Origin of the sequence: Aeromonas sp., from assembly GCF_050633025.1 — a bacterium.
Taxonomy (GTDB): Bacteria; Pseudomonadota; Gammaproteobacteria; order Enterobacterales; family Aeromonadaceae; genus Aeromonas.
Window position 1 is genome coordinate 1 of the sequence record NZ_JBODRQ010000095.1, and the last position, 13418, is coordinate 13418.

The following is a 13418-nucleotide window of genomic DNA, read 5'->3' on the forward strand; positions in this document are numbered from 1 at the left end:
CGTTGGTGATAGCTGCTGTCAGGGTGGTTTTACCGTGGTCAACGTGGCCGATGGTACCCACGTTAACGTGCGGTTTATTACGCTCAAATTTTTCTTTAGACATGATCGTCCCTCTAAACTAACGCTGAGTACGCGGTGGCAAGCTAACCACAGAACAGTTTATATGATGGATTTGAATCTGGTGGGAAAGAGAGAGGTACTGATGGCTGGTTCGCTTGCCGAACTCACCCTAGGGTGCGGCTCTGCTAACGCCTGAGCCATATCAGCATCTTGGAGCGGGCAGCGGGAATCGAACCCGCATCATCAGCTTGGAAGGCTGAGGTAATAGCCATTATACGATGCCCGCATTTCTCTAACCCAAAGAACTCAAACCGCAGAGAAATATGGTGGAGGGAGAAGGATTCGAACCTTCGAAGGCAGAGCCGTCAGATTTACAGTCTGATCCCTTTGGCCGCTCGGGAACCCCTCCAGACGCCAGATTGTCACAACGGTAATTCTGCTTGCACCCGTTGTGTTTATCGCTTTTGCACGGCAAATAGACGACAGACAGTCAAGCGTCGCGCATTTTATTGTAAGGATTTGGGGGATGCAACCATTGAGCACGGCAAAATATGCTTTATTGCTGAGAAGTTTGCAAAAAAGTGGGGGCAAACAAGCCAATCCTGCTGCGTCCCTTGTCGCTCCCCCCCCCTTGGTGTATGGTCGCCGTGCCCAAGAAACAGTGATGACACCATGACGACAGAGCATAACCCCTATCTGCAATTCACCCGCGAACAATGGGCGTTATTGCGCGATTCGGTCCCCCTGACCCTGACCGAACACGATCTGCAGACCCTGCGCGGGATCAACGAGAAGGTGTCATTGCGGGAAGTGGAAGAGATCTATCTGCCTCTCTCCCGCCTGCTCAATCTCTATGTCAAAGCCAAACAGCGTCGCAGCCGGGTGCTGGAGCAGTTTCTCGGCCAGTCCCGCGGCAAGGGCACCTACATCATCAGCATTGCCGGCAGCGTGGCGGGGGGCAAAAGTACCACGGCCCGTATTCTGCAGGCCCTGCTGGAGCGCTGGCCGGAACATCCGCGGGTGGAGCTGGTCACCACCGACGGCTTCCTCTATCCCAACAAGGTACTGGAAGAGCGCGGCCTGATGCGCCGCAAGGGGTTCCCGGAATCCTACGACATCCGCCATCTGGTGGAGTTTGTCGCCAACATCCGCGCTGGTCACGAGAAGGTGGAAGCGCCGGTTTACTCCCACCTTATCTACGACATCATTCCCGATGAGAAGAAGGTGGTGGAGCAGCCGGACATTCTGATCCTGGAAGGGCTCAATGTGCTGCAAAGCGGCATGGACTACCCTCAGGAGCCACACCGGGTGTTTGTCTCCGATTTCGTCGACTTCTCCATCTATGTGGATGCCGAAGCCAACCTGCTGCGCACCTGGTATATCGAGCGCTTCCTCAAATTCCGCAGCGGCGCCTTCTCGGACCCGGACTCCTACTTCCACCACTACGCTAGGCTGACCGAAAGCGAGGCGACCCAGATCGCCAACAACATTTGGCAGGATATCAACTATCTCAATCTGCAGGAGAACATCCTGCCGACCCGGGAGCGGGCCAACCTGATCCTGACCAAGGGCAACGAGCACGCCATCGAACAGATCAAGCTGCGCAAATAAGCACGGCAGTTCGCGCAGTTCGCGCAGTTCGCGCAGTTCAGGATTACCGGATAACTGAGAGAGGGGACCCGCAGGTCCCCTCCCTTTATTTGTCGCTAACGGTTATCGCCAGGCGTAACACTCAATCACCCGGGCGCAGGGAGAGTTCACCACCCAGATAGAACTTGGTGCCCTCCTCCGTATCCAGTCGCAGGGCGCCGCGATCGTCGATGCCACGGGCGATGCCGCGGATCTCCTGATCTCCCATCAGCAGGCGCACCGGACGACCGGCAAAGTGATCGAGCCGATTCCACTCATCGACAAAGCTTGCCAACCCCTGCTGCTCAAAGGTGTGCAGCGCACGCTGCAGATGGACGATCATCCGGGCCGCCAACTGATTGCGATCCACCAGTTCCGGATTGATGTGGCGCAGCTCGGCCCAGGCCTGATCGATCTTCTCCCCTTCACGGGCAGGCATCGCCAGATTGAGACCGATGCCGATCACCAGATGACAACTGGCCCCGGCGCTACCGCTCATCTCCACCAGTATTCCCGCCAGTTTGCGGCCCTGATAGTAGAGGTCGTTCGGCCACTTGAGCTCGACACCTTGATAACCAAGGCTCTCCAGTGCTTCAACCACTGCCACGCCAACCGCCAGACTGAGCCCCATGGCCGCCGCCATGCCTTGTTCGAGTCGCCAGTACATGCTGAGGATCAGCTGGCAACCAAACGGCGAAATCCAGGGTTTGCCACGACGCCCGCGCCCGGCTGTCTGACACTCGGCCAGACAGCTCTCGCCGGAGCTCAGCTCATTGACCCGATCCAGCAAGTGTTGGTTGGTCGAGCCGATGACCGGAAAACAGTGCACCGGCGCCATCGGGGCCAGTGCCAGCAAGGTGGCCTGATCATAGAGCGCCATCGGCACCGCCAGCCGGTAGCCCTTGCCGGTCAGGCTAAAGAGATCCAGCCCCAGCTCCTTGAGCGCCGCCATGTGTTTGCTCACCGCAGCCCGGCTGATGCCGAGCTGCTCGCCCAGCTGTTCGCCGGAGTGAAACTGGCCGTCGCTAAGCAGGGTGATCAGGGTCTGTCTGATGGGAGTCAACGTCATGAGAGCACCTCGTCGAGCCAGGTTTCACCGTGCGCGCCCATAAAGCGCACCTCATGCTCCAGCACCACGCCAAACGTCTGCTCCACGCTGTCGCGGACATGAGCCGCCAGCGCGATCAGCTCCATGGCACTGGCGCCCCCCAGATTGACCAGCACCAGCGCCTGCTCCTGATGAACAGCGGCGCGGCCGATGGCGAAACCTTTCAAACCGCACTGCTCGATGAGCCAGCCTGCCGCCAGCTTGGCCTGCCCTTCTCCGGCCGGATAGCAGGGCATCTGCGGGTAGCGCGCCTTGAGATTCTCCGCCAGCGCGGCAGGCACCACCGGATTTTTGAAGAAGCTGCCCGCATTGCCGAGCACGGCGGGATCCGGCAGCTTGGCCATTCGGGTGGCGCAGACGGTGTCGAAGATGGCCTGCGCCGAAGGCGCGTCACCGAGCGCCGCCAGCGGGCCATAGCCCAGCACCGGCTGCCACGCCTTGGGCAGTTTGAGCCCGACGGCGGTGATCAGGTGGGAATCCTGATACTCGTGTTTGAAGATGCTGTCGCGATAACCGAAGCGGCACTCTGCCGCCGCGATCCGCTCGATCTCGCCACTCTGCCAGTTGAACGCCTCGACATAGGCGCAGAAGTTCGCCAGCTCGACCCCGTAGGCACCGATGTTCTGCACTGGCGCAGCACCGACCGTGCCGGGGATGAGCGCCAGATTCTCCAGTCCGAACCAACCCTGTTGCAGGGTATGGCAGACCAGTTGATGCCAATCCTCACCCGCTGCGACATGGAGCAGCCAGTGATCGCCGCCATCTTCAGCGGTAATCCCCTTGAGCCGGTTGAGCACCACCAGACCGAGAAAATCGGTGGTGAAGAGCATGTTGCTGCCGCCGCCCAGATTGAGGCGAGGCAACTGGTTGAGCTGTGGATCGGCACGCAGGGTCGCCAGATCGGCAACCTGCTCCACCTCGGCCAGCCAGAGGCAGTACGCATCGAGGGCAAGGGTGTTGAGCTTCAACAAGGAGGCGTTGGCATTCAGTTTCATCGGTCTATCCCGGCTTGGTGCAAGGGCGCAGTCTACCTCAAGTTACCCCATGACGAAAAACCCGAGCCCTTTTCGGAGGAATAGCAGTGGTTTAGAGTAGGCGACTTCAACTGCTGAGGAACAACTCATGAACAACCAGTTTGCCGTCATCGGCCTGGGCCTGTTTGGCAGCGCGCTGTGCGAAGAGCTGCAACGGCAAGATGCCGAAGTACTGGCCATCGATATCGACGAGAGCAAGACCCGGCAAATCGCCGCCCTCTGCAATCACGTTATCGTGGCGGATGCCACCGATGAGGCCACCGTAGCCGAGCTGGGACTGGCCAATTTCGATATCGTCTTCGTTGCCATCGGTGACAACCTGGAGACCAGCATCCTCACCACCCTCGTCTTGAAAGAGGCGGGCGTGAAGAAGGTGTGGGTCAAAGCGCGCGATAAGTTCCACGCCAAGATCCTGCAGAAAGTGGGCGCCGACAAGGTGATCAACCCGGAGTGGGACATGGGCCGCCGGGTCGCCCAGAGCATGCTGGACAACCGGCTGTTCGACTATCTGGAGCTGGGCCACGACATGGTGCTGACCGAGTTCGTGATCGGCCTGCAACAGAACGGCCGGGAACTGGGCGACTTCCACCTGCTGCAACAGAGCGATTTCCAGCTGCTCGCCATCAAGCGTGGTGATGTGCTGCACAACGTACTGACCGGCAAGATGGAGCTGCAACTGGGCGACATCCTGATCCTGGCGGGCAACAAGCACGCCATCGACCACTGGCTCGAAACCCTATGATCAACTGGCGCAGCAGCTACGCCTTCGCCCTCCATCGGCAGCAGGACTCCCGCTGGAGCGAAGCCCGGCTGATCCTCGGCAGCTTTCTGATCATTCTGCTGATTGGCACCCTCTTTCTGGTGCAACCCTCCAGCCACAATGGCGAGGTTACCTTCGTCAACGCCCTGTTTACCGCCACCTCGGCCATCAGCGTGACAGGTCTTGGCGTGGTGGATACCGGCACCGCCTTCACCCTGCAGGGGCAGATTTTCCTGTTGATACTGATGGAGATCGGCGGTCTGGGCCAGATGACCATGACCCTGCTGCTGATCGCCATCTTCAGCAAGCGGGTCGGTTTGCGCCAGCAGGTATTGGCCAAGGAGGCGCTGGGACAGGAGGGGTCGGTCAACATCATCCAGCTGGTCAAACGCATCGTGCTGTTCGCCTTTATTGCCCAGCTGATCGGTACCGGCATCATGGCGATCCGCTGGGTGCCCGAGATGGGTTGGGTGCACGGCCTCTATGTCAGCTTCTTCCACGCGGTATCGGCCTTCAACAACGCCGGTTTTTCGCTGTTTGCCAACAATCTCATCGGCTATAGGGACGACCCCATCATCAGCCTGACCATCGCCGGTCTGCTGATCCTGGGGGGGATCGGCTTTACCGTCATCGTCGACCTGGTGCGCAACCGCCGTTGGCGCAAGCTCAAGCTGCACAGCAAGCTTATGCTGCTGATGACCCCAGCACTGCTGCTGGCCGGTACCCTGATGTTCTGGCTGCTGGAACACAACAACCCGGGCACCCTCGGCAACGCCGGGATCGGTGGCCAGCTGCTGGCAGCCTTCTTCCAGTCTGCCAGTGCCCGTACCGCCGGTTTCAATACCATCGATATCGGGCTGATGACCCCGGCGGCGCTGCTGTTTCTGATGATGCTGATGTTTATCGGTGCCGGTGCCACCTCGACCGGTGGCGGTATCAAGGTGACCACCTTCGCAGTCGTGCTGCTGGCGACCAAGGCGTTTCTGACCAAACGACCCCATGTCACCGCCTTTGGTCGCACCCTGTCACCCCAGATCGTGACCCGTTCGCTGGCCATCATCATCGTCAGCACCATGGTGCTAATGCTGGCGATGTTCCTACTGATGGTGACCGAGGATCTGCCGTTCGACAAAATCATGTTCGAGACCATCTCGGCATTTGCCACCGTCGGCCTCTCCACCGGCATCACCGCCTCCCTCAGCGAGCCGGGCAAGCTGATCCTGGTGCTGGTGATGATCTGCGGCCGTCTCGGCCCCCTGACCCTGGCCTTTATGCTGGCCCGCCCGGTCGAGACCCGCATCCGTTATCCGGAAGAGAACGTCTATACCGGCTGACCAGCCATGAACACGGGGCAGCCACTGGCTGCCCCGTTTTTTTTTATTCGGCTTGTTGCTGCGTCTTGAGCCAGCGCCCCGGGCTCACCCCCAGCTCCCGCTCGAATGCCCGACCAAAGGCAACACTGCTGCTATACCCCGCCCCCAGCGCCACCTGCACCATGGGCTCCCCCGCCAGCAGTTGTTGGCAGGCGCGCGCCATGCGCCAGCGGGTCAGATAACCAAGCGGCGCTTGACCGACCCGCTCCTGAAATCTCGCGGCAAAGCGGGCCCGCGACATGCCAACCTCCCGCGCCAGCGTGGCCACCGTCCAGGGTTCATCCCCACGCTGATGCATCACCGAGATCGCCTTGGCCAACTGGGGATCGGAAATGCCCGCCAGCATCCCCTGCTGGCACATCCCCTGTTCAACCAGATGACGCAACAACAGGATCAACAGCACCTCAAGCAAGCGAGATATCAGCGGGTCCTGCCCGTAGCGGGGGTGAAATGCCTCGTCAAACAACTGGTTCAACACTGGCGTCAGGGCAGGCAACTCCCGTAACGGCAGCACCAGCGAGCCCGGTAATGCCAGTTGCAACGGCGATGCTCCCCCCTTGCCGAATGCGACATTGGCACACACCAGATCGCAACCCCCCAGCTTTCTGGGCTCAAGCCTGTGACGATGCCCCCGTGGAAACAGGATCAGGGTCGGCTCCTCGAGCAACAAGCTGGCCCCCCCCTCTTCACGCAGCATCACGGCTCCACTACGCAGCAGATGAAGATGTCCGCCGCCCTGATAATCATCACTGGTGGAGTTCTGACACAGGTTGCCAGCGAAGAAGATCTTCGCCTCGGGGGTGGCATGAACCAACAGGGCAGAGAGCGGATCCATATTTGAGACGAATGATATCGATTTAAAGACGATTGGTGATAAATCGTATCACGAATGACGACACACTGTCTCCCGTACCGTCACAAACACACAGGAGTACATCATGAGCCGTATCCAACCCGTATCCCAACCGCAACCCGCAGCCGCCCAGACCCTGGCCACCCTGCAACGCAATCTGGGCATGGTGCCCAACCTCTACGCTACCCTGGCCCACTCGCCAGCCCTGCTCAATGGCTTCCTGGGCTTTGCCGAGGCACTTGGCAAGGGGCGCCTCACTGCCCCACAACGGGAGTTGCTGGCACTGGCCATAGGTCAAGCCAACGCCTGCCAATACTGCCTCTCTGCCCACACACTGCTCGCGGGCAAGACCGGATTCTCGGCTCAGGAGATCCGGGCAGCCCGACTCGGCCAAGCCTCGGCACCTCTTGATCACGCCCTGCTGCAACTGGCAACGGCGCTGGTCAATCAGCGCGGGGTGATCAGTGACGAGCAGCTTGCTAGCGCTCGTGCCGCAGGCGTGGATGACGAGCTGCTGCTGGAGGTGCTCGGCCAGGTGGTGGTCAATACCCTGACCAACTATGGCAACCACCTTGCGGCGACCGAGATCGACTTCCCGCCGGTCACGCTGACCCCTTAAACAAGGAGCCCCCATGCAGCAACATGACAAAGGCTTTCTGGTCGCCCTGGCGGGCGTGGTATTGACCCTGCTCTGGATCGGCGTCTTCAAGTTTACCCCGACAGAGGCAGCCGCCATCAAACCACTGGTAGCCAGCCACCCCTTGATGAGCTGGCTCTATGGCCCCCTGTCGGAACAGAGCGTATCGAACCTGATCGGGGTGGTCGAGATAGTGATCGCCATCGGGTTGGTCGTGGGTCTGTGGCAACCTCGCATCGGTTACTGGTGCAGCATGGGGGCTATCATCACCTTCCTGGCAACGCTGAGCTTCCTGCTGACTCTGACAGGTGTCTGGAAAGTGGTTGATGGCGTGCCAGTCACCGAGTTCTTCCTGTTCAAGGATCTGGTGTTTCTCGGTGTGGTTCTGCACTACCAGCACCGGATCCGTGCCAGCTTGTCCACTCAGGCAGCCTGACAACAATGCCTTTGGCGCCCGGGATGGGCGCCTTTTTTCGTTATGCCGCCCTGGTCTGGCGCTTGCTGGCCGTCTTGCGTGGTCGGGGCCCGCCCGTCGTGCTGGCCGCCGGACTCTTGCGCCTGGTAAAACGCCGCTTGCTGGCACCCGGCGCCTCCTTGGGCAGGGCGCTGAAGCTGGCGCCGGAGTCCTGCCGCGCCCCCTCGATCAGGCCGTTGAGCTGCTCGGTGAGCGGCCCCATAAACTGCTGATAGCTGCCGTGGCGCTCGGCGATTTGGCCTAGGCTCTGCTCCCACAGCGCCGTCATATCAGGCGTGGTAGCTGTCGCAGGCAACGCCTGAACCAGCGCCCGCCCGGTCGGGGTCGCCTTGATGCTCTTGCCCTGACGCACCAGAAAGCGGCGCTTGAACAACAGGTCGATAATGCCGGCCCGGGTCGCTTCTGTGCCGAGGCCATCGGTGTCGCGCAGGGTCTTGCGGATCTCGGGATCCTGCACATAGCGGGCGATGCCGGTCATGGCCGCCAGCAGGGTGGCATCGGTGAACGACTTGGGCGGCTGGGTCATTTTCTCCTGCAGTTCGCCCCGCTCGCACAGCAGTTGCTCTCCCTCTTTCAGGGCAGGCAGCGTGCCCGCCTTCTCTTCGTCGTCATCCTCCTCCACCCCGAGCAGCGCCTTCCAGCCCGCCTTGAGAATGCGCCGCGCCTTGGCCTGAAACAGGCCACCGGCGATGCGCAGCAGCACCTTGCTGTCGTTGTATTCGAACGGGGGATAGAACTGCAGCAGATACTGTCGGGCAATCAGGCCATAGAGCTTAGCTTCGTCGGCCCCCAGCGTGGCGGGGTTGCCCTGCTTCTCGGTGGGGATGATGGCGTGGTGGGCATCCACCTTGCTGTCGTTCCACGCCTTGCTGCGGATCTTGCCGTCTGCCTCGCTCACCGCCTTGGCCAGCGCAGGCGCTGTGGCGGCGATGGCACCGCGCACCTGTTCGGCCCGCTTGAAGTGGTCGGTCGGCAGATAGCGGCTGTCGGAGCGCGGATAGGTGATGAGCTTGTGGCGCTCGTAGAGGCTCTGGCAGATATCGAGCACCCGCTTGGCATCCATGCCGAACCGTTTGGCGGCATCGATCTGCAGGCTGGAGAGGTTGTAGGGCAGCGGCGCCGCCTGCTTGCGGGCCTGCTCCTCCACCGATTCGACCTGTGCCGGTTGGCCGTTGATCCGACTCACCACCTTGTCGGCCAGCGCCCGGTTGAGCACCCGCCCCTCCTCGTCCTGCCACGGCAGGCAGGCTTCAGACGGCAGCCACTTGGCGGTGAAGCGCTCGTTGCCGTCGGTCAGCAGATGGGCCAGCACCTCGTAGAAGGGTTTGGGCACGAAGGCCTCGATCTCGAGATCCCGCCGCACCACCAGCCCCAGCAGCGGGGTCTGCACCCGACCGACCGAGAGCAGCTCGCTGCAACCGGCCTTGCGCCCGAGCAGGGTGTAGGCGCGGGTCATGTTGATGCCGTAGAGCCAGTCGGCCCGACTGCGGGCCAGTGCGGAGACTGCCAGCGGCACAAACTCCTTGTTGTCCCGCAGCTTCTCGAGAGCGCGGCGCACTGCAGGCGGGTTGAGATCGCTGATGAGACAACGCTGCACCGGCTTGGTTTTCGGGTAGCCGAGAAAGTCGATCACCTCGTCCACCAGCAGTTGCCCTTCCCGGTCCGGGTCACCGGCGTTGACCACGCAGTCGGCCTGTTTGATCAGTCGCTTGATAACGGTGAGCTGGGTTTTGGTCTTGGGTTTGGCCACCAGCTGCCACTGGGCGGGGATAATGGGGAGATGCTCCATCCGCCACTGCTTGAAGGCGGCGTCATAGGCATCGGGCTCGGCCTGCTCCAGCAGATGGCCGATGCACCAGGTGACCACATCCCCCTGGGCTGTTTCGATAAAACCGTCGCCCTTCTTGTGGGGCTTGGGCAGGGCATCGGCAATGGCGCGGCCCAGCGTGGGCTTCTCGGCAATAAAGAGTCGCATCGGTGGCTACCTGCAATACTGTATATGCAGACAGTATACAACTGCCACCGCGAAAGCCCAACTACCCCTATTCGTCGAACGGGTGATCGTGGATGGCGGCAAACAGCCGCGCCTGATTGAGCAGCGGCGCATAGTGGAAGGCATTTTCGCCATCTTCCGCCAGCAGGTAGTCGGTCAGTTGTTCGCGCACCGCCTCTTGCAGGGTCTCCAGCTGCCACGGTTTGGCCAGGTAGTAGTGCAGCCCGCCGCGATTGACCGCTTCGACGGTGGCCTCCAGCCCCGCTTGCCCGGTCAGCAGCAATTTGCGGCTGGCGCGGGTGGTGGCACGCCGGTTCAGCTCCACCAGAAAGTCGACCCCCAGGGTTCCCGGCATGATGTGGTCACAGAGGATCAGCGCCAGCTTGTTGCCGTCGCGCTCCCACTCCTCCACCACCGCTCGCGCCTCATCGACGCTCTCGGCCGCTTCCAGCTCGAAGTGGGAACGGAACGGGGCGAGATCGTGGATCACCGCATCCAGCACCTCCCGCTCATCATCCACACACAGGATCAGATAGTGTTTGTTCATTGCTCCTCCTTGGCGACATGGTTTGGCACGCCGCGCGATTGATGCTGGCGACGGCTCAGGCCGCATGCTCCTTGTTGTGGTGAGGCTCGCCCCCGTAACCAGCCTGCCCCATGCCGTCCAGCGGCAGACAGACCCGCATCCGGGTATAGCGGCCCGGCTCGGAGGTCACCTCGATCCGGCCGTGGTGTTGCTGCACTATCTGCAGCGAAACGCTCATACCAATCCCGAGGCCGAAATGGCCCTCCCGCTTGGTAGTGAAGTTGAGATCGAAGATCCGCTGCCACAGCTCGGGCTCGATGCCGCAACCGCTATCCTCGATCTCTACCATGACCCACTCAGGATCCAGCAACCCGGTGCGGATGGTGAGTCGCCCCGGACCGCTCATGGCATCCAGACTGTTGGCGATGAGGTTGGTCCACACCTGTTGCAGGGCGATGGGGTGACAGCGTACCAGCGGCAGCGGCTGGTACTCCTTGCAGAGCTCATGATGCTTGAGGCGGTTTTCGAAAATCATCAAGGTATCTTCCAGCCCCTCGTGCAAGTCTACCAGCGAGGGCTCGTCCCTGTCCTGCCGGGCATACTGCTTGAGGCTCTTGACCAGATCGCCGATGCGACGGGCGCACACCTCGATATTGCGCAGGAAGCTGCCGGTCTGCTGGAACAGCTCCAGCCGGGAGAGCAGCGCCTCCCGCTCGTCGGCAGTGCGGCTGGCAAACCAGCGCTGCCAGTTCAGCTCGTCATCCAGATTCATCTGCACCGCCAGCCGCGCCTGCTGGCGATCACCAAAGCGCCCCTCAGCCTGCCGGGTCTTGTCACGGATCTCGCTGGTCGAGACCGGCTGGGAGGAGAGTGCCTGACAGAGGGTCTGGTTGCCCAGCCCCTTGATGGGGGCTGGCAGCTCGAGATTGACCAGATCGGGGATGGCGGCCCGCAGGGTCTCGCTGCCACGGATGATGGCCGCCACCGGGTTGTTCAGCTCGTGGGCAACCCCTGCCACCAGCTGACCCAGCATCGCCATCTTTTCGTTCTCCACCAGCTGGGCGTGAGCGGCATCGAGGGAGTTGAGGGTCTGTTGCAGCCGCATCTCGGTGCGGATGCTGTTTTGCAGGCGACGGTTGAAGTGGCGCAGCAGCAGGTTGGTAAAGGAGGGGAGCAGTTCGCTGCGCGCCTGCATCACTCGGGAGAACTGCAGCTTGTCGAGCTTGATCACCTCGGCACCGGTCAGGGTCACCCCGGTGGTGAAGGCGGGTTCGCCGGTCACGAAGGACATGCCCCCCACCAGCGAACCGGTACGGTAGTGCACCACCTCCTGATCGATCCCCTGCTCGTCCCGCTTGCGCAGCACCACCTCCCCCTTGGCGATAAACCAGAGGAAGCTGTTGGGCTCCCCCTCGCGGGTCAGCACATGGCCCGGACTGTAGTGGCGGCAGACCCGCGCCTCGTCGTTGTCATCGAAAAACTGGTAGAGGCCGTCGATCACCACCCGTGACAACTCTTCATCGCTGCAGCGGGTGTAATCCATAAAGCCCTGCCGATAGGCGGCCAACTGGCGATCGACGTGGACCCGCAGCAACTTCTGATTGTCGAGCACAGCGGCATAGCTCAGCAGATCCGCCTCGGGACGCTGCAATACAAAGTGGCTCGCCTGCTCGATCACCGCCCGGCGCAGGCTGCCATCGCGCCAGGGACGTTGCAGGTAGTAGTCGAGACGGCCTAGGTTGACCGCCTCGATGATCGATTTCATCTCTGGCTGGCTGCCCAGCAGGATCTTGCGGCACGCCTCGTGACGGCTGCCGAGGCGGATCAGAAAATCGGCCCCTCGCCCATCCCCAAGCTCGCTGTCACACACCACCACGGCGGGTGGCTGCCCCTTGCGATCCAGCTCGTCCAAGGCCAGCTCCGCCGACTCCTGCCCGACCACCACCACCAGCGCAAAATGGCCGAGCAGTGGGGCCAACTCCTGTTCGAATTCGGCCAGCAGTTGCACATTGGCGGCGACACACAGCAGTGAAAAAGGGCTCATCAGCGACACTCCGTTGAGGCTCAATCCCGACTATATCAATGAATCTGTCACTATTTTGCGAGGGGACTAACAGCGGTAGAAGAAAGTAAACAAACCGTTAAAAAAGTTGTTTTCAGAACAAAGATCGCTGTCGGGTCTGATACATGCAGCACAGGCGCAGCGCCAAATCATCGCGGGTGATCACAACATCTGGAAGATCTACGGACACCGGGGCGTTGAGGATACCGAGCAGTGAGAACCAGCCATCATGGGAGCAGGAAGGATACCAAGCGAACGGGAAGCCCCATTGGCGAAATCAAGGAAGAGCTGGTTTCGGTTACAACCCCCTTGAGGGCTATAAACTGGCACTGTCTCTTGCGCATCCAAAAGTGTGATCAAGAGACAGGCCCACAAACCGGCTTGGGCTATCTGGATTGGGGGGATCAGGCCAACGCGACAGAGGCCAGACAGATAGTCAGGATCATCGCCAGCGCCCCAGAGGCGGTCAACAGCGCCCATTTCAGCTCCACACTCATGCAAACCTCCTTTCTGCCAATCAGTGCCGGATCACAATAGATAATAGAATGTTAAGTCATAGTTAATCCGATAACCGTGAGCTGCGTATACATTTCAGATGAAGCCAACCCCTGGAAGGTGAACATGTTCTATCTGTGTAGCATTGGTTCCAATATTGACCCGCATATCCATGTCAGCCGCGCGCTGGCCGAGCTGCTTGCGAACGTCGGCCCCCTGCGGCTGAGTTCGGTGATCCGCACCAAGCCGGTGGGAATGCACTCTAACCACGACTTTCTCAACTGTCTGTTGGTGGTGGAGAGCTCGCTCGATGCCGCCAGCCTCAAGCAGCACTTTGTCGCCCTCGAGGTAGATCACGGCCGGGATCGCAACGATCCGCTCTGCAAGGTACACGACCGGCCGCTCGACATCGA

The 13418-nt window shown here is 60.9% G+C and carries 14 protein-coding genes and 2 tRNA genes; 6 read left to right on the plus strand and 10 right to left on the minus strand.

The genetic code is table 11. From position 1 onward, the window contains the following. From ACRAUW_RS12870 to ACRAUW_RS12880, 3 genes are all read right to left on the minus strand, one after another. Window positions 1-103: GTP-binding protein (locus ACRAUW_RS12870; protein ID WP_034524332.1), on the minus strand; the 103-nt coding region annotated here is incomplete at its 3' end. 168 nt (window positions 104-271) lie between these two features. Beyond that, window positions 272-346: transfer RNA gene (locus tag ACRAUW_RS12875), tRNA-Gly, on the minus strand. Window positions 347-384: 38 nt separating this feature from the next. Beyond that, window positions 385-469: transfer RNA gene (locus ACRAUW_RS12880), tRNA-Tyr, on the minus strand. A 263-nt stretch (window positions 470-732) separates the two neighbouring features. Between ACRAUW_RS12880 and coaA the strand changes: the two genes are divergently transcribed. Next, window positions 733-1671, plus strand: a complete 939-nt coding sequence (gene coaA / locus ACRAUW_RS12885) for a type I pantothenate kinase (RefSeq protein WP_431362588.1) — start codon at window positions 733-735, stop codon at window positions 1669-1671. A 121-nt stretch (window positions 1672-1792) separates the two neighbouring features. Here coaA and birA read toward each other — a convergent pair whose 3' ends face one another. Then, on the minus strand, window positions 1793-2758 hold the full coding sequence (birA, locus tag ACRAUW_RS12890; protein ID WP_431362589.1) for a bifunctional biotin--[acetyl-CoA-carboxylase] ligase/biotin operon repressor BirA: 966 nt from the start codon (window positions 2756-2758) through the stop codon (window positions 1793-1795). After that, window positions 2755-3792, minus strand: a complete 1038-nt coding sequence (gene murB / locus ACRAUW_RS12895) for a UDP-N-acetylmuramate dehydrogenase (protein ID WP_431362590.1) — start codon at window positions 3790-3792, stop codon at window positions 2755-2757. The genes birA and murB overlap by 4 nt, the downstream gene beginning before the upstream one ends. A 127-nt stretch (window positions 3793-3919) precedes the next feature. On the opposite strand from murB, the gene ACRAUW_RS12900 reads away from it, so the two are divergent. Next, window positions 3920-4573 carry a potassium channel family protein gene (locus tag ACRAUW_RS12900; protein ID WP_005339863.1) on the plus strand — a complete coding sequence of 218 codons (654 nt, stop codon included), beginning with the start codon at window positions 3920-3922 and terminating at the stop codon, window positions 4571-4573. Then, the gene (locus ACRAUW_RS12905) at window positions 4570-5925 is read left to right on the plus strand and encodes a TrkH family potassium uptake protein (RefSeq protein WP_431362591.1); all 1356 of its coding nucleotides are present in this window, start codon (window positions 4570-4572) and stop codon (window positions 5923-5925) included. Before ACRAUW_RS12900 ends, ACRAUW_RS12905 begins: the two co-directional genes overlap by 4 nt. Before the next feature lie 43 nt (window positions 5926-5968). Here the strand turns inward: ACRAUW_RS12905 and ACRAUW_RS12910 are convergent, their stop codons facing one another. Further along, window positions 5969-6799 (minus strand): cupin domain-containing protein, encoded by an 831-nt coding sequence (locus ACRAUW_RS12910; protein ID WP_431362592.1) that lies wholly within the window; start codon window positions 6797-6799, stop codon window positions 5969-5971. A 103-nt stretch (window positions 6800-6902) separates the two neighbouring features. Here ACRAUW_RS12910 and ACRAUW_RS12915 point away from each other — a divergent pair, with 103 nt between their 5' ends. Further along, complete coding sequence (locus tag ACRAUW_RS12915) at window positions 6903-7436, plus strand: carboxymuconolactone decarboxylase family protein (protein WP_431362593.1); 534 nt, start codon at window positions 6903-6905, stop codon at window positions 7434-7436. A 13-nt stretch (window positions 7437-7449) separates the two neighbouring features. After that, window positions 7450-7890 carry a DUF417 family protein gene (locus tag ACRAUW_RS12920; RefSeq protein WP_431362594.1) on the plus strand — a complete coding sequence of 147 codons (441 nt, stop codon included), beginning with the start codon at window positions 7450-7452 and terminating at the stop codon, window positions 7888-7890. A 40-nt stretch (window positions 7891-7930) separates the two neighbouring features. Here the strand turns inward: ACRAUW_RS12920 and ACRAUW_RS12925 are convergent, their stop codons facing one another. The 4 genes from ACRAUW_RS12925 to cydH form a co-directional block, all read right to left on the minus strand. Then, window positions 7931-9904, minus strand: a complete 1974-nt coding sequence (locus tag ACRAUW_RS12925; RefSeq protein WP_431362595.1) for a DNA topoisomerase III — start codon at window positions 9902-9904, stop codon at window positions 7931-7933. A gap of 67 nt (window positions 9905-9971) precedes the next feature. Next, window positions 9972-10469: a response regulator gene (locus tag ACRAUW_RS12930; RefSeq protein WP_431362596.1), complete on the minus strand. Its 498-nt coding sequence runs from the start codon at window positions 10467-10469 to the stop codon at window positions 9972-9974. A gap of 55 nt (window positions 10470-10524) precedes the next feature. Further along, window positions 10525-12492: an ATP-binding protein gene (locus ACRAUW_RS12935; protein WP_431362597.1), complete on the minus strand. Its 1968-nt coding sequence runs from the start codon at window positions 12490-12492 to the stop codon at window positions 10525-10527. A gap of 422 nt (window positions 12493-12914) precedes the next feature. Then, entirely contained in the window at window positions 12915-13007 is a 93-nt protein-coding gene (gene cydH, locus ACRAUW_RS12940; protein WP_005341891.1) for a cytochrome bd-I oxidase subunit CydH, read from the minus strand. 124 nt (window positions 13008-13131) lie between these two features. Between cydH and ACRAUW_RS12945 the strand changes: the two genes are divergently transcribed. Then, on the plus strand, window positions 13132-13418 hold a 287-nt coding region (locus ACRAUW_RS12945; protein ID WP_431362598.1), incomplete at its 3' end, for a 2-amino-4-hydroxy-6-hydroxymethyldihydropteridine diphosphokinase.